This is a genomic window from Siccirubricoccus sp. G192 (assembly GCF_019084075.1).
Classification (GTDB): Bacteria; Pseudomonadota; Alphaproteobacteria; order Acetobacterales; family Acetobacteraceae; genus G192.
Window position 1 is genome coordinate 3,599,482 of the sequence record NZ_JAHREN010000001.1, and the last position, 18,728, is coordinate 3,618,209.

Consider the following 18,728-nt stretch of genomic DNA (forward strand, 5'->3'; position numbering starts at 1 on the left):
CGCCGGGATGGCGGAAAAGCTGTTGGACAGCGCCGGTTTCGTGATCCGGCGCCAGGTTTCGACCGAGGCTTCGCACGAACCAGGGCCGCAATGGCGGCGGAAAGGGACTTCAAGGCATGGCGCCCAAGACACAGGCGGATACCGGTTCAAGGGCGCGGCTGGATGGGCGTCGCGTTCTGTTCGATGTCGAGGCGGAAGGCGAGCGCGTCGCCTGCGCCATTTCTCTGACCGCATTGCAGGATGTGAGCGAGCGTCGCCACTTCAAGCCGGCGGAAGTGCTGCTCTGCTTTGCCAAGGCGCAGCCGCGGATCGAGGAGATCGTCCGCCACAAGCTGCGGCGGCGCGGCCCCGGCGTTGGCGGGCTGCTGAATATCTGGGCGGATGATTTCGAGGAGGAGGAGGAACCGGAGTCCCCGGCCGCGGCTCCCCCCGCAGCCGGGCTGAGCAAGCCTCCATGTGACGGCCAGGACAATCCAGTACCGGGAGGACGACATGGCAAAGGGCCAGAAGCGCAGCGGCCGGGAGCCGAAGAAGCCGAAAGCCGCCAAGAAACCGGCGGCGATCGCCGCCTCGCCATTTTCCCAGCCGCCGACGGGCAAGCGGCCGTCTCCAAAACCCGCCGACAAATAGGGGGCCTGCTGCGCCCCTATGCGGCAGCGGCATCCTCGCGGATCATGGCGGCGCCCTTCTCGGCGATCATGATGGTGGGGGCGTTGGTGTTTCCCGTCGTCAATGTCGGCATGACCGAGGCGTCGATGACCCGCAGGCCGCCGATGCCGCGCAGGCGCAGCCGCGAATCCACCACGCTCGCGGGGTCCTCGCCCATACGGCAGGTGCCGACGGGATGGTAGATGGTGGTGCCGTGCTCGCGCATGTAGCCGAGCAGGTCCTCGTCCGAGACGGTCTCTGGGCCGGGCATCATCTCCTGCGCGCTGTGCCGCGCCAGCGCGGGCGCGGCGAAGATCCGCCGCGTGAAGCGGATGCCAGCCGCCAGCACTTGCTGATCCGACCGGGCGGCGAGGTAGTTCGGACGGATCGCCGGCCTTTCGAGAGGATCGGCCGAGCGCGCCATGATCGTGCCGCGGCTGTCCGGCCGCACCGGACAGACCGCGACCGTCATGCCCGCTTCGCGTTCAAGGACACCGAATTTGCCGGCCTCGTAGCTGGCCGGGGTGAACAGCAGTTGCAGGTCCGGGCTGGCGAGGCCCTCGCGAGAGCGGCAGAAGACCTGCGCGGTGGTGACGCCGAAGGTCAGCGCGCCATTCCCCCGCACCGCGAAGCGCGCCACCTCCCGCGCTAGGCGCAGGCCGCGTGCGAGCTGGTTGGTGGAGATTTCATCCCGCACCCGGTGCTGGACGCGCGCGACATAGTGGTCCTGCAGGTTGGCGCCGACCGCGGCGATCTCGTGCAGCACCGGCACACCGATCTCCCGCAGATGCGCCGCCGGGCCGATGCCCGAAACCTGCAGCAGATGCGGCGAGTTCACCGTGCCCCCGCTCAGGATCACCTCACGCGTCACGCGCAGCTCGCGGTCCTGGCCGCGCTGACGGAAAGCGGCCCCGACGCAGCGCCTACCCTCGAAGAGCAGCCGTGTCGCCAGCGCCTCCGTCTCCACCCGCAGCTTCGGCTGCCCCTTCGCGGCGGCGAGGAAGGTCCGCGCGGTCGAGCCGCGGAACCGCCCCTTGCGTGTCATCTGAGAATAGCCGACGCCTTCCTGCTCCGCTCCGTTCAGGTCCTTGCGGAAGGCATGGCCGGCCTGCTGCGCCGCCTCCACGAAGCGATGTGTCAGCGGCAGGATGGTGCGGTAATCCTCCACCTTCAATACGCCGCCCTTGCCGCGGAAGGCCCCATCACCCGGGGCGTAGTCCTCCGACTTGCGGAAATAGGGCAGCACGTCGTCGTAGCTCCAGCCGCGGCAGCCCATCTGCGCCCAGCCATCGAAGTCGGCAGGGTTGCCCCGCACATAGAGCATGCCGTTGATGGAACTCGACCCGCCGAGGACGCGGCCGCGCGGCCAGCGGATGGCGCGGTCTCCGCTGCCCACTTCCGGCTCGGTCGTGTAGTTCCAGTTCACCAGCGGGTTCTGCAGCAGTTTCAGCATGCCGGCAGGGACATGGATCCAGGGGTACCAGTCCCGCGGCCCTGCCTCGAGCAGTGTCACCCGCGCACCCGTCTCGCTCAGCCGGCTGGCGACGACGCAGCCTGCGGAGCCGGCGCCGATGACCAGGTAATCCGTATCCATTCCCCCTCCCCTCCACGGTCGCGGGAGTCTTGTTGCGCCCCGGGAAGGCGTAGCTTCCGGCCCGCCGGCGTTCAAGCCGTGCCTGCCCGGAGGCCCTCTCCCGAATCGCGGCCTTCCCCTCGACACTGCACCGGACCATGATCGGTGCAAAGCGCGTGGGTCCGGCATTGCGGCGACGACGGCCACCGCCAAAAAAACCAGGATGGAGGAGACCATGCCAGAGTTGCGGAACAGCCAATACCGGCATCTCGAGGTGAGCCGCATCGCCGGTTCGCTCGGTGCCGAGGTCGAGGGTGTCGATCTGTCGCGCGATCTCGATGACGAGGTGATCGGCGAGATCCGCCAGGCGCTGCTCGACAACCTCGTCATCTTCTTCCGCGACCAGAGGCTGACGCCCGACCGGCAGCTCGCCTTCGCGCGGCGCTGGGGCGACATCCACCTGCATCCCTATATGGCCGGCATGGACGACTACCCGGAGGTGCTGGAGATCAGGAAGACCCCGGCCGACAAGAAGAACTTCGGCGGCTCCTGGCATTCCGACCAGATGTTCACCGCGAAGCCCGCCATGGGCACCATGCTCTATGCAAAGGAGGTGCCCTCGGCCGGTGGCGACACGCTCTTCACCAACCAGTATCTCGCCTATGAAAGCCTGTCGGAGGGCATGCGGGCGATGCTCGATCCGCTGAAGGCTGTCAGCCGCGGCGACAATTTCAGCAGCCATGACGGCAAGACGCGCAAGGAATTCTACGCCGACAAGATCTCGATGAAGGTGAAGGACCCCGGCGAAACCCAGACGACAACGACGCATCCGCTGATCCGCACGCATCCGGAAACCGGCCGCCGGGCGCTCTATATCGGCGGCCACGTGCACAAGCTGGAGAACATGACCGAGGCGGAGAGCAGGCCGCTGATCGACTTCCTGATGCAGCATTCGACACGCCCGGAATTCACCTGCCGCTTCCGCTGGCAGTCCGGCTCGGTCGCCTTCTGGGACAATCGCTGCACCCAGCACTTCGCCATCAACGACTATCCGGCCGAGACACGAATCATGCACCGCGTCACCATCTGCGGCGACACGCCGTTCTGAGCGGCGCGGGGGCGGCGGGCAGCCCAGGGCGGCCCCCGGGCCGAAGCCGGAACGCCGGTTTTGCAGGCGGCCGGCGGCATTCGTCTGTGACTTTGCGGCCACGGTGCCTGTGCTTCTCCGGCACGTCGCATCCCGGATGGCCCGTCGCGCGCTTGGATGCCCACCCGCACCGGGAAGGAGTCGCACCATGGCGAGCGGCGAGCGGAACGAGACACGGGCTTTCGCCCGTCTGCCCAACTTGGACATCGCGATCATTCACCGCGGTGCGCAGGACCATGAAGGGGAGCAGATCATGATAGCCTTCCGGGCGGCGCCGTCCTTGGAACCCCTCGGGCGCCTGATCGGGCCAGCCGATCCCCTCCTGTTCTGGATGCGGCTCTCGCAGATGGCGTGGAATTCCTGGCTCGGCTGCCTCGCCGCAGCCACGCCGCCTTGGATCAGGAGAGGCGAATAGAGGTCTGCATCGCTGTTCCGGTCACTCGCCCAAGTGCCCGTTTCGCCTGGATTGGCGTCTGGTCCTGGCCAGCGGCATCACGGGCGGCGCCGCGGCCCCCGACGGGGCGTCGCGAACCCGGTGTCATCCCGCCTCAAGGCCCGTTCCGGCGCTCCCCGGTGATCCCGGTATGGGAAGGCGGGTCGCTCGCCGGGAAACTGTCCCGCTCCTCCGCATCGATGCGCCTCTCCTCGGCCTCGCGCGCCGCTTCATGCTCGAGCACGCAGGCGCATTCCCAGAACTCGGCGCTGCGGCCCTCAGGGCGGCCTTCCTGGAGCCAGAGGAAGTAGGCGCGCTCACGGATGCGCCGTTCGAGTTCCTTCCCTGCATCGGACATGCTGCCCTCCCGTCGGCATATGGTCGAAGGTATCTGGTCGTCCCCAGGCACCGGCACCAGCCCTGCCACGCCAACCCCCCTGGACGACACCGTGCATCCCGGGCCGGGTCAGGGCAGGCGGCCGGCCGCCTCCGCCAGCTTGCGCCTGAGGGCGCGGGTTTCCTCGAAGCGCTTGCTCACGTCGCGCAGGATCGCGGCCATGCCCTCCATCCGGCCTTCCGCGTCGTGCAGCGGGACGATGGTGAATTCGAGCGAGATGCGGGAGCCATCCTTGCGAAGGCCAGGAACGGCAAGGACATCGCCCTGGCCGTAGCGGCTCTCGCCGGTTTCCATGACCTGGCGGAACCCGCTCCAGTGCCGCGCACGCTGCGGCTCCGGGATGATGATGTCGAGCGACTGGCCGGCCGCCTCCGCGGCCGTGAAGCCGAACAAGCGCTCGGCCCCCGGATTCCAGAAGCGGATCACGCCCTCGCGGTCGGCGAAGATGATGGCGTCCGATGGGGATTCCAGGATGGCGCGGCCCAGCCGCTCCAGCCGCCTTGCCGGGGATGCGCTGTCGCTCAATGCCTTCCCTCCTCCACATGCTCGCCCGCGACGGCACCTCCGGCCCGGAAGGCCCGATGCTCGGTGACGATCAGGTCCATGGGCACGTCATGCGGCTGCGGGTGGATGGTCGGCAGGCGCGACAATCTGAAGCCGATGCCGACCGCCAGCGGCTTCACCGGCATCGCCGCCAGGGTCCGGTCATAATAGCCGCCGCCATAGCCCAGCCGGTAGCCCTGCCCGTCGAAGCCGAGCAGCGGCACCAGCAGCGCCTCGGGCAGCACCGGCTCCCCCTCGGGCGGGACCGGGATGCCCCAGACCCCAGGTGTCAGGCGCATGCCTGGCCACCACGCGCGGAATTCGACCGGCCTCGCCCTTTCGACCACCACCGGCAGGGCCAGGCGCAGCCCTTGCGCGTGCAGCGAGCGCGCCAGTGGCCGCGGGTCGTATTCCCCCTTGAAAGGCCAGTAGAATCCGAGGCTCCGCACCTGCCCAAGTTCGGGCACCGATCGCCCGATCAGGGCGGTGATCGCCTCCTCGCACGCCTTGCGCTCATCGCGAGGCATGGCCGAGCGCCGCGCGAGCAGCGCTGCCCGCTCGGATTTGCGCCATGCGCGCACTTCCTCCCAGCTCTGCACGGCCTAGCCCAGGCCGGGGTCGCAGGCCCATCGCCGGAAGGCGCGTTCCAGCGTGCCCAATTCCTGCTCCAGGTCGTGCCGCAGCGCCGCATCCTGCAGGCGCGGCAGTGCCTCCCTGAGCCTCTGCGCCAGGTGCTCCTGCGGAGACAGGTGCGGTTCGGCTGCTGCGCCCGGAGCATCATCGGGCATGGCGGCCTGGCCCTGGGGACCGCCGGTGCCGCAATCGGGCGGGCCGCCGAGGCGATCGAGATGCCGCTGCAGCATCGCACGCCGCCAGGCCTTCTCCAGTTCCGTGCCTGGCCATTCCGCATCGAGCAATGCCGCGAGCAGCGCCTGCACCTCGCCCCGATTCAGATAGCCCAGATAGGAAGGGTCGAGCTCGTGCAGGAAGCAGGGGGGGCGAACTGCAGGTGATGATCGCATTGGGATCCTCCTCCGGCGAGGCCACCGCCGGCCACCTGCCCTGTCCGGCCTCGTCCATCCCGGCCGGCATCACTTCGCCTCCACCGGCTGGCCGGCGTGATTCGCGGGCGCATCGGCAGGGTGGTTGCCGGCGTCCTGGCGCAGCGGCCCCCCCGCTCCCGCCTCGGCGCAGCATGACGATCTCGGCCACGACAGAGAGCGCGATCTCCTCGGGCGTCCGCGCGCCGAGATCGAGCCCCGCAGGCGCGTGCAGCCGCGCGAGCTCCTCCTCCCTGAAACCCTCTCCGCGCAGGAATTCCCGCACCAGCCGGGAGCGCTTGCCGCTGGCGATGACGGCGATGTAGCGGGCTGGCGAACGCAGCGCGCGCACCGCCGAGACGTGATCGCCCTTGTGCTGCGTCGCGATGATGACGGAGTCTTCGGGCCCTGGCGTCAGCCGCTCATAGTCGTAGTCGTCGCCGATGATCTCGGCGGCATCGGGATACCGCGTCGGATCCACCGCCGGCGTGTCGTTGACGACGACACGGAGGCCAAGCGTGGCGGCAAATCCGCAAAGGCACTCCGCCACCCGTCCATGTCCCAGGATCCACAGCGTCGGCCGGGGCAGCATGGGCTCGACGAAGACACGCATGCTGCCGCCACACGGCATTCCGGTGCCAAGGACCTCGTCGTTCAGGTCGAGTTCGATGATCCTGGGCTCGCCGTCGCGCAGGCAATCCAGCGCGGCCTGGCGGACCGCCGATTCGGCACAGCCACCGCCGACCCAGCCGGACAGCACGGCGTCCTGGCCTGCGATCAGCGCCTTGGCGCCCGGCCTGGCCGAGGTCGAGCCTTCGGTTTCCACGACCGTGGCGACCGCATAGGGCTCCCGTCTTGCCCGCAGCCTGAGCATGAGGTCGTGCAGGTCGGCGTCCTTGAACATGCGTTCTACATGCCTCCACCCGCGCGCCGGTTCCGTCACCGCCAGGATTCGCCGGCTGAAGTTACGCGATTGCAGGCTGGCATGCCTGGCTTCAGCGGGCAAACGAGATTGATTGGCGGTTGACTGCAGTTTTTTTGCTAAAAGACCCCAGGAAGCGCCATGGCTGGCGAATTGGCCCAGACCCTCCCCGCGACCCTTCCCGCATCGTCACGGCCGGCCGTTCCGTGCGCATGGCGGAATGGCCATGGTTGAGCCAAACAGGCGCCGGGCCGAGGGGGCGTTGTGTACCCCGGCGGCCTGGCCGGGAAAGGCTCGCCATGGCGGCATCATGGCGCTGCGAATAAGATGTATTTACCATATTGCATTTGGCGCGGGCCTGTCCACATGCTGCGGAGCCAACCCGAAGGAGGCTGCCATGGCCGGCACCAGCACCAACGCCCCGATGCCTTCCGCCGAGGAGGCACCGACCCGGTGCCAGGCGCTGGCCCGAATTCCCCTGCGCATCTTCCGGGCTCCGGGCACCCTGGCCGCCAACCGGCTGGGCGCCAAGCTGGAGGATGACCGCATGATGATCCGCACCCTGATCGACATGCTGTTCTGGAATATCGTCTTCGTCATCGGCGCCGCGATCATCTTCACCCGTATCGGCTGAAGAAGCGGCCGCGATCCCGGCGGAACCGTTCCCGCTGCCTGGCCCCGGGCCGCCGGATCAGGCCTTGGCAGGGGACGCGCGATGCCGTGGCGACTGCCGTGAAGGAACCGGCCCGGGATCTTCCATCCCGAGAAGGCCGGCGAGTGATCTGTCCGGTGCAACCAGATCGGCAAGCGTATAACGGTCCAGCACCGCGAGGAACGCCTCCAGCGCCTCCCTGAGCGCCCTCTGCAGCACGCATGCCGGCGTGATGGGGCAGAGCGCGGGGCCGGCGAAGCAGGGGGCCATGTTGAGGTCCGGCTCCATGCGCCGCACGAGTTGGCCGATATTGATGTCCTCGGGCCTGCGGGCAAGCCGCATGCCGCCCTGGCGCCCCCGGACCGTCTCGATATCGCCCGCGAGGCCAAGCTGGTGCACGACCTTCATGAGGTGGTTGGCCGAGATGCCATAGGCGGCGGCGATGCCGGCAATGGTTGCCAGGCCGTCCGGCTTGAGGGCCAGGTACATGAGCGTCCGCAGCGAATAGTCGGTATAGGCGGTCAGCCGCATCGTTGCCTTCCCCGCCGCGGCGGGACCTCCGAAACATGACTCCACATTACAGCTTCCAGCAGTTGCCGCATCCGGATTTGCCGGGCTCTCCCGGCGCCGGCCTCGTCCAGGCCGGCTTCCGCCGATACCGCCCGGATGCGCCCCTCGATGCCGTGCATTGCTCCCGGAACCGTCCCTCCAGCCACCAGGTGCCGCCGATGACCACCGGCCCGTCAATATCTCCTGCCGTCGTGTTCCTCGGGCCGAGCCTGCCCCGAGCCGAGGCGCAGGGGCTGCTGCCGCCTGGGACCGTGCTCCGCCCGCCGCTTCGCCGCGGCGACCTCGACGCGCTTCCGCCGGGGGCCATCGCGGTGATCCTGGATGGCGTTCTGGAGGCGGGCCCGCGGCTGCCGCCCGAGGAGGCAGGCCGGGCCAGGCAAAGAGGCCATATGCTCCTCGGCGCGGCCAGCACCGGGGCCTTGCTGGCAGTGGATCCCAGGCTGCCGCCAGGCACGGTCCTCGGCTCGGGGCGCGTGCATGACCTGCTCAGTCGTGGCCGCGCCACGGAGGAGGATCTGGTGGTGCTCTACGCCGCGCATAACCTGCGTCCGCTGACCGTGCCGCTCGTGCGCCTGCTCTGCTGGGCCGACGACGCAAGGGCCGAGGGCCGCCTCGCGCCCCTTGAGGCCGAGGGCATGCTCGCCGCACTGCGTGCCCTGCCCGCCGAGGAGCGTGATCCTGTCACCGTGGCACGGCTGCTGCGGCGCCTGCTCGGCCTCCGGGCGCCGGCCACCGCGGGCGGCAACGGACCGCCCCTGCCGGATGTGAAGGCCGAGGATGCACGCGCCCTCCTCCGGCGGTTGCGCCAGACTGCCTGAACAGCGCCCCGCACGAGCTTCCTGAAGACCTGGGGAAGCGATCCCGGCCAAGCGGATCAGCGTTGGAACCGGCTGGAGGGCGGGTCTGGGCCCATTGCCCAGGCGACACGGTGGCACACAACTGTGACTTGAAATACCGTGGCAAGCTGTTAATTTGATATCCATCATGTGGCAAAGTGCAACCTTTCAACGGCACCTCGCTCACGCGGGAAGTCTGGTCGCGGGCTCCTAGCCCCGGGCCTGGGGGCGGTGCGCCTGACGCCCACCCGGACCCGGGGACCACCTTCTTCAGAAACGACAGCAGCGGTGCTTCCGCCGATTCCGGCGATGGAGCATTGCGAGTCCCTGGGAGGACGAGCCAATTCATGCCCGCCATCATCAATGACCTGAACCACCGCCCCTTCCCCGCGCCCATTGCCCCGCCTGCCAGAACCCCCCTGCGGGATGCCGAGGCGGCACCGGTCCTGGTTTCCCGCGACTATTCCCGCCTGAGGACACTGGCCCGCCTCTGGCTTCACCCGGACGATCCGGTCGGCCGCGCGCTTACCGACAAGCTCGAAGCGTGCCGCGTGGTGCGGCCCGATGCCGTGCCACCCACGGTCGCGGTGCTGGGCGCCCGGATCGTCTTCGCCGCCGCGGGACGCGAACCGGAGTCCCGCGTTCTGGTGATGCCGGAGGAATATGCGGATGGCGGCTGGACCCTGCCCGTATCGGCGCCGCTCGGTGCCGCGTTGCTCGGCGCCACCGCCGGGGATTGGGTCGAGGTCGTGCAGCGTGACGGGCGCCGCCTCGATGTGCATCTCATCGCGGTGGATCACCGCTCCGGCCTCGTGCCCCTCGCCGGGAACAAGCCGGTTGCACGCCAAGGGGCGGCCGGAGCAGACGAAGACGACGGTCCGCCGCCCGCGGCGGCCTGACACAAGGAGGATGTGATGACACCGAAGACGAAGGCGGACCCCTTGCGGCCGCCGGTGATATTATCGGCCGAGGACCACGACCGGCTGGTCGCGCTGGCCAGCGTGATGCTGCGGCGCAGCCCGCTGGTGGCGCGGCTGCTGATGGAGGAGGCGGATCGCGCGGAAGTGGTGCCGGCCGGTGAGTTGCCGGCGGGCGTCGTCGCAGTGGGCTCGCAGGTGGAGTTCCGCGACGCGGCGACGGGCGAGGCGCGCCGGGTCCAGGTGGTGCTGCCCGGCGAGGCCGATATCGCGGAGGGCCGCATCTCGGTGCTGTCGCTGGTCGGTGCCGGGCTGATGGGGCTGGCCGAGGGCCACTCCATCGACTGGCCGACGCAGGATGGCCGCCTGCGGCGCCTCACCATCCTGCGGGTGGAAGGGCGCGGCGCGGAGCCTGCCGCACCGCAATCCGCGGTCCTCGCCTGATCGCAGACGGGGCCGCGGTGCACTGCGCCCTGGTCACGCGCCCGCGCCACCAGGCCGGGGGGCTTGCCGCCCGGCTGCGGGCGCGCGGCCTCGCCTGCCTGGTCGAGCCGATGCTGGAGGTGGCGCCGCTGCCCTGGGATGCCTCCGCGGCGCTGGCGGAGCGGCAGGCCGTGCTGCTGACCTCGGCGAATGCCGCGGAGGAATTGCTGCGTGCCGTTGCGGCCATGGGGAGCCGCGACGCGCTTCCGCCACTGCTCGCTGTCGGCCCCGCGACGGCGCGGCCCCTGCTGCGCGCCGGCCTGCCCCGGGTCGAGGCCGCGGGCGGCGACGCCGTGGATCTGCTGCGGCTGGTGCGCGCCCGGCTGGACCCGGGGCGCGGGCCCATCACCTATCTGAGCGGCGAGGCGGTGGCCTGCGATCTCGCCGCCGCCCTTGCCCCGGATGGCTTCGCCGTGGATCGGGTGGTGGTCTATACCGCATGCCCCGCCGCATGCCTCAGCCCTCGGCTCCGCGACGCCCTGGCGCGCGGAATGATCCAGGTGGCACCCTTCCTGTCCGCGCGCGCGGCGGCGGCGTTCCAGGGCCTGCTCGTCCGCGAGGGGCTTGAGGAGGCCTGCCGGGGCATGGCCGGCATCGCACTGAGCCCGCGTATCGCCGAGGCGATGCGACCGCTGCCCTGGCGGGTGCTGGCCACCGCCGCCAGGCCCGATCTGGACGCGCTCCTCGATGGTCTGGATCGATGCCTGGCTGCCATGGCCGGATCGGCGGCATCGACCTCCCGGTAGCAGGGTTGCCGGTGGGGCAAGTGCTGGAGCGGCTCCCCCGGAGGTGAAACCACCCCGGGCACGCGACCCTGCCCAGACCAGAGCGCTGGTTGCCGGCAGCGCTGCATCATGCCATCCCAACCCTCTGCAATGGATAAGGGCGCCCCCCCCGGACGCGCTGGGTGGCCAGGAGAGAACTTGATGACGGACAGCAGTTTTCTGGACGTGGCGCTGACGCGCCTGGATGAGGCGGCGCGCCACCTCCAGACCGATGGCGACGTGCTTGAGCGCCTGAAATACCCGCGGGAGACCACGAAGGTCCGCCTGATGATCCGGATGGACGATGGATCCCGCAAGTCCTTTCTCGCCTGGCGCTGCCGCTATGACGACACGCGCGGTCCGACCAAGGGCGGCATCCGCTACCACCCCGACGCCACGGTGGAGGAGGTGGAGACGCTGGCCTTCTGGATGACCTTCAAATGCGCCGTCATGAACCTGCCCTATGGCGGCGGGAAGGGCGCGGTGCAGGTGGACCCGCGGACCCTCTCGAAGGCAGAGCTGGAGCGGCTGTCGCGCGCCTATGTCCAGGCCTTCGCCAGGATCATCGGCCCGGACCGGGACATTCCTGCGCCGGATGTCTATACCAATGCGATAATCATGGGCTGGATGGCCGACGAATACGCCTCCATCGTCGGGCAGTCGGTCCCCGCGGTGATCACCGGCAAGCCGATCGCGCTGGGCGGATCGCTCGGCCGCGACGACGCCACCGCCCGCGGCGGCTATTACCTGGTCCGCCACCTGGCACGGGAGCTTGGCCTCGGCAGCCGGATGCGCGTCGCCGTGCAGGGATTCGGCAATGCGGGCCAGTTCATCGCCAGCCTCCTGGCGGCGGAGGGGCACAGCATCGTTGCGGTCTCGGACTCGCGGGGTGCGGTGATCTGCGAGGACGGCCTTGATGTGGACGCGCTGCTCCGCGCCAAGGCCGCCGGCCAGCCGGTGACCTCGCTGGCCGGGCAGGGCGGTGTCAGGACCCTGGCGGCGGAGGACCTGATCGCGGTGGATTGCGACCTGCTGGTCCCCGCGGCGCTCGAGAACATGATCGACGAGGCGAATGCCCATCGCGTCCATGCGCGGGTCGTCCTCGAACTCGCCAATGGCCCCGTCACGCCCGAGGCGGACCGCATCCTGGAAGGGAAGCGGGTCGTCGTCCTGCCGGACATCCTGGCCAATGCGGGCGGCGTCACCGTGTCCTATTTCGAGTGGGTGCAGAACCGGCAGGGCTACTACTGGACCGTCGAGGAGGTGCATGAGCGCCTCAAGGCGACCATGGAGCGGGAAGGCGCGAAGATCTGGTCCATTGCCCGCGAGCGGCAGGTTTCGCCCCGCACGGCGGCCTATATCCACGCCCTGTCGCGCCTTGCCAGCGCGATCGAGGCGCATGGGACGCAGCAGTTCTTCACGAGCTGAGGCGATCGGGTTGCGCAACCGGCCATGATGGCGCTCTGGCGCCCATGGCCGGGCCAGAGCAGATCGCCGCAGGGCAGAACCGCCCGGAGGCGTGAATCCGCTCTGCAAACAACAGGCTGCAGCGGGGTGCCGAACCATCAATTCGGCACCCCGCTGTAGGGGAGATTGGCACCGCCGGTCCCGATCGATGGTCGGGCCAAGGCCAGATGAACCCGGGGATTTATCGAGGCATGTCATTTCCAGGAACGCCCGCGGTGCCCGGTACTCCCTGCGCCGCGGCACGGCATCGGCCGGCGAGTGCGGTGGAATCGCGCTACGCCTGGTTCCGCCTGGCGGCAGCCATCCTCCTCGGCACCATCGGCGGCGTCGGGCTGTGGTCGATCGTGGTGGCGTTGCCGGCGGTGCAGGCCGAATTCGGCGTCGCGCGGGCCGGCGCCTCGCTGCCCTACACGCTCGCCATGATCGGCTTCGGCTTGGGTGGCGTCCTGATGGGGCGGCTCGCCGACCGCTTCGGCGTCGTCGTGCCCGTGGTGATCGGCACGCTCTCGCTCAGCCTCGGCTACATCGCCACCGCCTTTGCCGAAAGCCTCTCGGTATTCGCGGTGACCTATGGCGTCTTGATCGGGCTGTTCGGCAGTTCCGCCCTGTTCGGGCCGCTGATCGCCGATGCTTCGCACTGGTTCGATCGCCGCCGCGGCATCGCCGTCGCCCTTTGCGCCAGCGGCAATTATTTCGCCGGGGCGATCTGGCCGCCGGTCCTGCAGCATTTCATCGCAACGGTGGGCTGGCGCCAGACGCATATCGGCATCGGCGTCTTCTGCCTCATCGCGATGCTGCCGCTTGCCTTCGCGCTGCGCCGGGCGCCGCCGCCGCAGGCTGCACCGCCTGCTGCCGGTGAGGCTGGATCGCCGGGCCTCGCACTCGGCCTCTCGCCGAACCTGCTGCAGGCGCTGCTCATCGTCGCGGGGGTTGCGTGCTGCGTGGCGATGGCGATGCCGCAGGTCCACATCGTCGCCTATTGCGTGGATCTCGGCTACGGCGCGGCGCGCGGCGCCGAGATGCTCTCCGTGATGCTCGGCTTCGGCGTGATCAGCCGCCTTACCTTCGGCCTGGTCATGGACCGGATCGGCGGCCTCGCCACGCTGCTGCTCGGCTCCACCTTGCAGGCGGTGGCGCTCGCGTTGTTCCTGCCCTTCGACGGGCTGGCCTCGCTCTATGCGCTATCCGCGCTGTTCGGCCTGTTCCAGGGCGGCATCGTGCCGAGCTACGCCATGATCGTCCGGCAGTTCTTTCCGGCGCGGGAGGCCGGCACCCGCGTCGGCCTGGTGCTCTCCTCGACGCTGGCCGGCATGGCGCTGGGAGGCTGGATGTCGGGCGCCATCTTCGACGCCACGGGCTCCTACCAGTCCGCGCTGGTCAATGGGATCCTGTGGAACCTGCTGAACATGTCGATCGCCTTCTGGCTGCTCCGGCGGTCCTGGCGCCGGCCGGCGCTGGCATAGAGGCGATCGGTCGCCGCCTCGGGCCCGGGATGGCGGGGCGGGGCGGCGAAGTGGCGCCCCACCCCTGCCCCGCGGCAGCTACCCGAGCGAGGCGATGATCTGGCGGTAGGACTGTTCCGAGAATGCCTTCAGCGTCTTCGTCCGCACGGCACCGAGCCTGCCGAGCATCAAGGTGAACCGGGCGGCCACGGCGTCGTCCGGGGCTTCGTAGACGAGAACCAGGTCGTGGCCGCCCATGGTCATGTAGAAGGCCACGAACCGGCCGCCCATCTCCTCGAGGTGCCCCTTGGCGGCATCGAGCCGGCGCGGGGATTCGCCGATGTTCCGCGCGCCCTGGTCGGTCCAGTCACCGAGCGCGATGTAGGTTGTCATGACTGTGGTCCTCCTGGGGTGGCAGCCTGCTAGGCCACGACGGCGACCAGCACCTCGCCTGCCAATACGATCCGTGTAGGCTTCGGCCAGATGTCACGGTGCTGGGCCATGAGTGCGACGACCTGCGCATGCGCCGCCGTCGCCGTGTCCCGGTTGGTGAAGACCGATACGGCGATCGAATGCCCCTCCTGCGCCTCGTCACGGCCGGTATAGAGGTGACGGAATCCAGGCTGCGCCAGACTCAAGGGGACAAGCCTGTCCCGCACGGTCGGCAGCACGCCCGCGCTCGGCCCCAGGCCCTCGGTGGCCCGGATCATGACATAGCCGTCACGGCCTGGTCGTTCGGCATCAAGATGCACCTTCACATCGGCCATCGTCACCTCGGGCGGCCCCTTGAGCAGGTTGCCGAGATTGGCGCCTGCCCAATCGAGGGCACGTGTGTTCGCGGCCATCATGGCATCATGGTTGTCGAACACCGTTACCGAGAACACGCCACCGCCGCCGTCGATCCTGGCAGCATGATAGGCGCGGAATCCAGGCTCCTGCCGGAGCGCCGGCAGCAGCCCCTCGCGGACCTTCCGGCCGATCTCCTCGGGCGGGCCGGAACCGCTGTACTTCCGGATCGTGAGATACCACCACGCGTCTGTCATGGCGCACTCCCTGGCAGGGCTGGCGCTGGCCGCAGCGGGCCGGCGCCGATGCAGGCTACCACGAGGGCCCGCAGATCAGCCGGAAACCAGGATAGGAGCCTGTGGATGGCTCGGGTAAACCGTTGCGATGGCGGAGGGGATGGGATTCGAACCCACGATAGAGGTTGACCCCCTATAACGGTTTAGCAAACCGAATCCGAACCAAGTCGGCACAAGGCCGTGCCACCCGGCTTCAGCCATTTCAGGTACTTAGCAGGCGCATATGGCGCATACGACGCCGTAGGCGCACAGGGGTCGGCACACAGGTCGGCACAGCGAAGCGATTCCGGTTCTCCCTGTGTTCGCCTCTGCGCTGCCCCTCCCCTGCCCCGCGCCGCATCCTCCCATGAACCGCTGGCGCCTTCGACCCTCGCCGGGAGGAGCAGGAGCGCGCAATCAGGATGATCACCCTCATCGGGACCGATGCTTGGAATGCCCGGTACGGCTCGGTTTCTGGTTCCCGGAATTGGGCCGCAGTGCAAATCCCGGACCCGCAAACGTCTTGATTTGCTGCTGACCGCGTCCTGACCGCACCAAACGCTTGAATTTGTGTCGGTTTTCGAAAAGCAAAGTAGGTGCAAGCCTACCGTGGGTTCGAATCCCACCCTCGCCCAGATAGGTGCGGTTGCTCAGCACCCGATAGACGTCGCTCTTGGTAAAGGGGCGGCCGCGCTTCGTGGTGGCGCCCTCGGTGCGCAGGGCCTGGACCAGCTTCGTGCCGGATTCCGTCTCGACGAAGCCCTCGAAGATCCGGCGCACCAGCGCCGCCTCGGCCTCATTCACCAGCAGCTTGCGATCCTTGGCGTCGTAGCCGAGCGGCACGAAGCCTCCCATCCAGATCCCGCGCGCTCGCGAGGCCGCCACCTTGTCGCGGATGCGCTCACCAATGACCTCCCGCTCGAACTGCGCGAAGCTGAGCAGGATGTTCAGCGTGAGGCGCCCCATGCTGGTCGTCGTGTTGAAGCTCTGCGTCACGGACACGAAGGTCACGTTGTTCGCGTCGAAGACTTCCACCAGCTTGGCGAAATCCATCAGCGCGCGCGACAGCCGGTCGATCTTGTAGACCACCACCACATCGATCAGCCCGCGCTCGATGTCCGCCAGCAGGCGGCGCAGCGAAGGCCGGTCGAGGGTGCCGCCGGACACGCCGCCATCGTCGTAGCGGTCGCGCACCAGCACCCAACCCTCCGATCTTTGGCTGGTGATGTAGGCCTCGCAGGCCTCGCGCTGCGCGTCGAGCGAGTTGAACTCCATGTCGAGCCCTTCCTCGCTCGACTTGCGCGTGTACACGGCGGCGCGGATCTTCCGCACCGTGGCCGGCATCGCGGTCTCGGCGGCTGGCTTGCGCTTCATGCCGTGCCCCTCCGGTTCTTCAGGCCGAAGAACAGCCAGCCATTCCAGCGCGTGCCGGTAATGGCCCGCGCGATGGAGGAGAGCGACTGGTACGGACGACCCTGATACTCGTAGCCGTCGTGGAGCACGGTGACGCTGTGCTCGACGCCCTGGTACTCACGGATCAGCCGCGTGCCGGTGATTGGCTTGTCGTCGCCTCGGATGCGCCGGAGGACGGGATTCCCGCCGTCCAGCTGTTCACCCAGGGCTTCCAGGCGCTGGACCGTCTCGGGCTTCAAGCCGCCATAGGCCAGTTCCTGGATGCGGTAGGCCAGGCGGCTTTCCAGGAAGCGCCGATTGTAGGGCGGCGGCTCGGCCGCGAAGAGCTCCCGCCATTGCTGCTTCAGGTCCGGCGTGGCGGTGGTCTTCAGGGCTGCCAGGCGCCCGAGCACGTCGGCCGGTGGAATGGCGGGGATGGTCGGCGCCGGCGGGGTGCCGGCTTTGGCTTTGGTGGCGCGTGTCATGCGGGTCTCCGGTTGGTCCGGTTCGCATCCAGGCGCTGAGGGGACGGGAAGTGTAGGTCGCGCTCTCCCTGGTCAGCAGCCTCGCGCGCAGCTTCCTCGGCAGCGCGGCTCCGCAGCCGCACGAGGCCGGCGGCCAGGATGCTGCAGACCTCGCGGAGGTGCGGCGGGAGGTGGGGATTGGAGGGGTTCGGTGGCATGGCTGGGAGGCAAGATCGTGTCGCCCAACCGAGAAGAACAGCGAAAACAATCTCTTAGAGAAGTCCCGCGGGAACAAAAGCGCCACTGCGAAATCCCGCGTAGGGCGCCGCCAGGCCCGCATTCCGCAGGGCGACGGTCATGGCGCCGCGAATCGGCACCGGCGGACGGCCCCATCCCGGAAGCTAAATCCTCCGCCACGTCCAGCTTCGCAGCTTGACGTAGGAGTCAAGCGCCGACTACGCCACTCCGCTAAGTGCCACAGGCAAGGATTTCGCCGGATGCAAGGGCGATGACAACGCCAACCACCACCCTGGGACAGGCCATCATTGCCGCCAGGAAGAAGAAGGGGATCAGCCAGAAGGACCTGGCTGCCGCTGTCCAGAAGGAGGATGGCTCGGGGTCGATATCGCCGCAGTACCTCAACGACATCGAGCACGACCGCCGCAGCCCGACTTCAGACCAGCTGATCAGAGAATTCGCCCGGGCCTTATCCGTGGATGCGGATGACCTGTTCGTGCTGGCCGGCAAGATCCCCGAGGACCTCCGCGCCGCCGCGACCGATTCGGCAACCAGGGTCAGGGCCTTCAAGGCGTTCCGGAAAGCCCTCTCGAAATAGGATTGCATGCGTGGCGAGCTGGTCGATCGACAAGTCAGGGCGCTTCCCGCAGCGGCTCTTCCTGCGTGCAGCGGAGATCGACCGCGATTGCGAGCGGCTCGTCACGGCCTTCCTGCAGGAGCGTCATGGCGAGGTCCGCTTCCCGCTCTCCACCGATGACCTCACGGTCCTGGTCGAGCAGCACAGCAGCAGCCTCGACCAGTATGCTGACCTCTCCGACGAGGGCGACGACGTCGAGGGGATGACCTGCTTCCTGCCCGGCCAGCCGCCGCAGATCCTGATCTCCATCGACGCTCGCATGCCCGAGGTCGCGGGTGAAGCCGATCCGCTTGCCCTTCATGTTCGCAGCCTTAAGCTGGCCGGCATAGTCCTGTGGCGACGTCTCGAGCGAGGTGAAGTCCCAGGGATGCGGGCCAGCGATCGCCTGCAGCATCAGCGCAGCATCCTCCACGCGGCGGGTCAGCGGGCCGACATGGGTGGCGAGGTCATTGTTTGAAATCGGCCAGCTCGGCACGCGCCCGTAAGTTGGCTTCAGGCCGAAGACGCCGGAGAAATGCGCGGGCATGCGGATCGAGCCCGCACCGTCGCCCCCCTGATGCAGCGGCCCGTAGCCGCACGCCGCCGCTACACCGGCCCCCGAAGAGGAGGCCCCAGCATTCAATCCCTTGCCCCATGGATTATGGGTGATGCCCGAGATTGGTGCCTGGCTCACGCCCTTCCAGCCCCATTCGGCCGCTGAGGTCGTCTTGCCCAGCAACATGCCGCCCGCGTCAAGCAGCCGGGTGACCACGGGAGCATCGACGTCAGGGATCGTGCCCTGCATCACCGCCGTCGCATAATCGGTCTGTACGCCCTTCGTGGGCTGCAAATCCTTGATGGTGATGGGGATGCCCTCAAGCAGGCGGGCGGTATCGCCCCGCATGAACACCATTTCCGACTGCCGGGCTGCCGCCAGTGCGTGGTCCGGCGTGCAGCGCATCATGGCATTCACCATAGGATCGATGCGCTCAATCCGCTCGAGCACAGCCTTGGCGACCTCGACGGGCGAGAGCTTGCGCGCCCGGTACAACGCCCCGAGTTCCGCCACACCAAGGTAGCCGATCTCGTCGGTGTCCATCATTCGCACCCGCCCCCTCATTCCC

General features: G+C 68.6%; 21 protein-coding genes and 2 pseudogenes. 11 read left to right on the forward strand and 12 right to left on the reverse strand.

Translation table 11 applies throughout. The annotated features are described in order from the left end of the window. Positions 1-116: 116 nt before the first annotated feature. Positions 117-287: pseudogene (locus tag KSF81_RS32245) on the forward strand (hypothetical protein); the annotation flags it as partial. Positions 288-646: 359 nt separating this feature from the next. On the opposite strand, the gene KSF81_RS17300 reads toward KSF81_RS32245, so the two are convergent. Next, a complete protein-coding gene (locus KSF81_RS17300) occupies positions 647-2,242 on the reverse strand; it encodes a GMC family oxidoreductase (protein ID WP_217380041.1) in 1,596 nt (531 codons plus the stop codon). Between the two features lie 214 nt (positions 2,243-2,456). Between KSF81_RS17300 and KSF81_RS17305 the strand changes: the two genes are divergently transcribed. Beyond that, entirely contained in the window at positions 2,457-3,329 is an 873-nt protein-coding gene (locus tag KSF81_RS17305) for a TauD/TfdA family dioxygenase (RefSeq protein ID WP_254453590.1), read from the forward strand. A gap of 187 nt (positions 3,330-3,516) precedes the next feature. After that, entirely contained in the window at positions 3,517-3,783 is a 267-nt protein-coding gene (locus tag KSF81_RS17310) for a hypothetical protein (RefSeq protein WP_217380043.1), read from the forward strand. Positions 3,784-3,916: 133 nt separating this feature from the next. On the opposite strand, the gene KSF81_RS29945 is transcribed toward KSF81_RS17310, so the two are convergent. The 5 genes from KSF81_RS29945 to KSF81_RS17335 form a co-directional block, all read right to left on the reverse strand. Beyond that, on the reverse strand, positions 3,917-4,159 hold the full coding sequence (locus KSF81_RS29945) for a DUF2934 domain-containing protein (protein ID WP_254453591.1): 243 nt from the start codon (positions 4,157-4,159) through the stop codon (positions 3,917-3,919). Between the two features lie 108 nt (positions 4,160-4,267). Continuing rightward, entirely contained in the window at positions 4,268-4,723 is a 456-nt protein-coding gene (locus KSF81_RS17320) for a PAS domain S-box protein (RefSeq protein ID WP_254453592.1), read from the reverse strand. Further along, positions 4,720-5,340 (reverse strand): 5-formyltetrahydrofolate cyclo-ligase, encoded by a 621-nt coding sequence (locus KSF81_RS17325; RefSeq protein ID WP_309139597.1) that lies wholly within the window; start codon positions 5,338-5,340, stop codon positions 4,720-4,722. Before KSF81_RS17325 ends, KSF81_RS17320 begins: the two co-directional genes overlap by 4 nt. A gap of 3 nt (positions 5,341-5,343) precedes the next feature. After that, complete coding sequence (locus tag KSF81_RS17330; protein ID WP_217380045.1) at positions 5,344-5,529, reverse strand: hypothetical protein; 186 nt, start codon at positions 5,527-5,529, stop codon at positions 5,344-5,346. Beyond that, a complete protein-coding gene (locus KSF81_RS17335) occupies positions 5,519-6,685 on the reverse strand; it encodes an XdhC family protein (protein WP_217380046.1) in 1,167 nt (388 codons plus the stop codon). The genes KSF81_RS17330 and KSF81_RS17335 overlap by 11 nt, the downstream gene beginning before the upstream one ends. A 238-nt stretch (positions 6,686-6,923) precedes the next feature. On the opposite strand from KSF81_RS17335, the gene KSF81_RS17340 reads away from it, so the two are divergent. Then, positions 6,924-7,337 carry a hypothetical protein gene (locus KSF81_RS17340; RefSeq protein WP_217380047.1) on the forward strand — a complete coding sequence of 138 codons (414 nt, stop codon included), beginning with the start codon at positions 6,924-6,926 and terminating at the stop codon, positions 7,335-7,337. 57 nt (positions 7,338-7,394) lie between these two features. Here KSF81_RS17340 and KSF81_RS17345 read toward each other — a convergent pair whose 3' ends face one another. Continuing rightward, a complete protein-coding gene (locus KSF81_RS17345; protein WP_217380049.1) occupies positions 7,395-7,886 on the reverse strand; it encodes an Rrf2 family transcriptional regulator in 492 nt (163 codons plus the stop codon). 35 nt (positions 7,887-7,921) lie between these two features. Between KSF81_RS17345 and KSF81_RS17350 the strand changes: the two genes are divergently transcribed. The 6 genes from KSF81_RS17350 to KSF81_RS17375 all read left to right on the forward strand — a co-directional run bounded on the left by KSF81_RS17350 (position 7,922) and on the right by KSF81_RS17375 (position 13,855). Continuing rightward, on the forward strand, positions 7,922-8,743 hold the full coding sequence (locus KSF81_RS17350) for a TfuA-like protein (RefSeq protein WP_217380050.1): 822 nt from the start codon (positions 7,922-7,924) through the stop codon (positions 8,741-8,743). Positions 8,744-9,108: 365 nt separating this feature from the next. Then, positions 9,109-9,660: a hypothetical protein gene (locus KSF81_RS17355; RefSeq protein WP_217380051.1), complete on the forward strand. Its 552-nt coding sequence runs from the start codon at positions 9,109-9,111 to the stop codon at positions 9,658-9,660. Positions 9,661-9,675: 15 nt separating this feature from the next. Then, positions 9,676-10,122, forward strand: a complete 447-nt coding sequence (gene rnk, locus KSF81_RS17360; protein WP_217380052.1) for a nucleoside diphosphate kinase regulator — start codon at positions 9,676-9,678, stop codon at positions 10,120-10,122. Positions 10,123-10,139: 17 nt separating this feature from the next. Then, on the forward strand, positions 10,140-10,907 hold the full coding sequence (locus KSF81_RS17365) for a uroporphyrinogen-III synthase (RefSeq protein WP_217380053.1): 768 nt from the start codon (positions 10,140-10,142) through the stop codon (positions 10,905-10,907). Positions 10,908-11,087: 180 nt separating this feature from the next. After that, entirely contained in the window at positions 11,088-12,353 is a 1,266-nt protein-coding gene (locus KSF81_RS17370) for a Glu/Leu/Phe/Val dehydrogenase (protein ID WP_217380054.1), read from the forward strand. A gap of 254 nt (positions 12,354-12,607) precedes the next feature. Beyond that, positions 12,608-13,855 (forward strand): MFS transporter, encoded by a 1,248-nt coding sequence (locus tag KSF81_RS17375; protein ID WP_309139598.1) that lies wholly within the window; start codon positions 12,608-12,610, stop codon positions 13,853-13,855. A 78-nt stretch (positions 13,856-13,933) separates the two neighbouring features. Here KSF81_RS17375 and KSF81_RS17380 read toward each other — a convergent pair whose 3' ends face one another. The 4 genes and pseudogenes from KSF81_RS17380 to KSF81_RS17395 form a co-directional block, all read right to left on the reverse strand. Further along, positions 13,934-14,227 carry a GYD domain-containing protein gene (locus KSF81_RS17380; RefSeq protein WP_217380056.1) on the reverse strand — a complete coding sequence of 98 codons (294 nt, stop codon included), beginning with the start codon at positions 14,225-14,227 and terminating at the stop codon, positions 13,934-13,936. Between the two features lie 29 nt (positions 14,228-14,256). Then, on the reverse strand, positions 14,257-14,877 hold the full coding sequence (locus tag KSF81_RS17385; protein ID WP_217380057.1) for an antibiotic biosynthesis monooxygenase: 621 nt from the start codon (positions 14,875-14,877) through the stop codon (positions 14,257-14,259). A 645-nt stretch (positions 14,878-15,522) separates the two neighbouring features. After that, positions 15,523-16,269 (reverse strand): annotated as a pseudogene (locus KSF81_RS17390) (recombinase family protein); the annotation flags it as partial. After that, on the reverse strand, positions 16,266-16,772 hold the full coding sequence (locus KSF81_RS17395) for a DUF2924 domain-containing protein (RefSeq protein ID WP_217380058.1): 507 nt from the start codon (positions 16,770-16,772) through the stop codon (positions 16,266-16,268). The gene KSF81_RS17395 and the pseudogene KSF81_RS17390, both read right to left, overlap by 4 nt. Before the next feature lie 487 nt (positions 16,773-17,259). Between KSF81_RS17395 and KSF81_RS17400 the strand changes: the two genes are divergently transcribed. Then, on the forward strand, positions 17,260-17,586 hold the full coding sequence (locus KSF81_RS17400) for a helix-turn-helix domain-containing protein (protein WP_203077362.1): 327 nt from the start codon (positions 17,260-17,262) through the stop codon (positions 17,584-17,586). Positions 17,587-17,620: 34 nt separating this feature from the next. Here the strand turns inward: KSF81_RS17400 and KSF81_RS17405 are convergent, their stop codons facing one another. After that, positions 17,621-18,706 carry an amidase family protein gene (locus KSF81_RS17405; protein WP_254453593.1) on the reverse strand — a complete coding sequence of 362 codons (1,086 nt, stop codon included), beginning with the start codon at positions 18,704-18,706 and terminating at the stop codon, positions 17,621-17,623. Positions 18,707-18,728: the final 22 nt, after the last annotated feature.

Bases quoted from the DNA above. Each gene is read 5' to 3' on its own strand.
- KSF81_RS17300 (WP_217380041.1), bottom strand. From the start codon at position 2,242: ATGGATACGGATTACCTGGTCATCGGCGCCGGCTCCGCAGGCTGCGTC.
- KSF81_RS17305 (WP_254453590.1), top strand. From the start codon at position 2,457: ATGCCAGAGTTGCGGAACAGCCAATACCGGCATCTCGAGGTGAGCCGC.
- KSF81_RS17310 (WP_217380043.1), top strand. From the start codon at position 3,517: ATGGCGAGCGGCGAGCGGAACGAGACACGGGCTTTCGCCCGTCTGCCC.
- KSF81_RS29945 (WP_254453591.1), bottom strand. From the start codon at position 4,159: ATGTCCGATGCAGGGAAGGAACTCGAACGGCGCATCCGTGAGCGCGCC.
- KSF81_RS17330 (WP_217380045.1), bottom strand. From the start codon at position 5,529: ATGCCCGATGATGCTCCGGGCGCAGCAGCCGAACCGCACCTGTCTCCG.
- KSF81_RS17335 (WP_217380046.1), bottom strand. From the start codon at position 6,685: ATGTTCAAGGACGCCGACCTGCACGACCTCATGCTCAGGCTGCGGGCA.
- KSF81_RS17340 (WP_217380047.1), top strand. From the start codon at position 6,924: ATGGCCATGGTTGAGCCAAACAGGCGCCGGGCCGAGGGGGCGTTGTGT.
- KSF81_RS17345 (WP_217380049.1), bottom strand. From the start codon at position 7,886: ATGCGGCTGACCGCCTATACCGACTATTCGCTGCGGACGCTCATGTAC.
- KSF81_RS17350 (WP_217380050.1), top strand. From the start codon at position 7,922: ATGACTCCACATTACAGCTTCCAGCAGTTGCCGCATCCGGATTTGCCG.
- KSF81_RS17355 (WP_217380051.1), top strand. From the start codon at position 9,109: ATGCCCGCCATCATCAATGACCTGAACCACCGCCCCTTCCCCGCGCCC.
- rnk (WP_217380052.1), top strand. From the start codon at position 9,676: ATGACACCGAAGACGAAGGCGGACCCCTTGCGGCCGCCGGTGATATTA.
- KSF81_RS17370 (WP_217380054.1), top strand. From the start codon at position 11,088: ATGACGGACAGCAGTTTTCTGGACGTGGCGCTGACGCGCCTGGATGAG.
- KSF81_RS17380 (WP_217380056.1), bottom strand. From the start codon at position 14,227: ATGACAACCTACATCGCGCTCGGTGACTGGACCGACCAGGGCGCGCGG.
- KSF81_RS17385 (WP_217380057.1), bottom strand. From the start codon at position 14,877: ATGACAGACGCGTGGTGGTATCTCACGATCCGGAAGTACAGCGGTTCC.
- KSF81_RS17395 (WP_217380058.1), bottom strand. From the start codon at position 16,772: ATGACACGCGCCACCAAAGCCAAAGCCGGCACCCCGCCGGCGCCGACC.
- KSF81_RS17400 (WP_203077362.1), top strand. From the start codon at position 17,260: ATGACAACGCCAACCACCACCCTGGGACAGGCCATCATTGCCGCCAGG.
- KSF81_RS17405 (WP_254453593.1), bottom strand. From the start codon at position 18,706: ATGATGGACACCGACGAGATCGGCTACCTTGGTGTGGCGGAACTCGGG.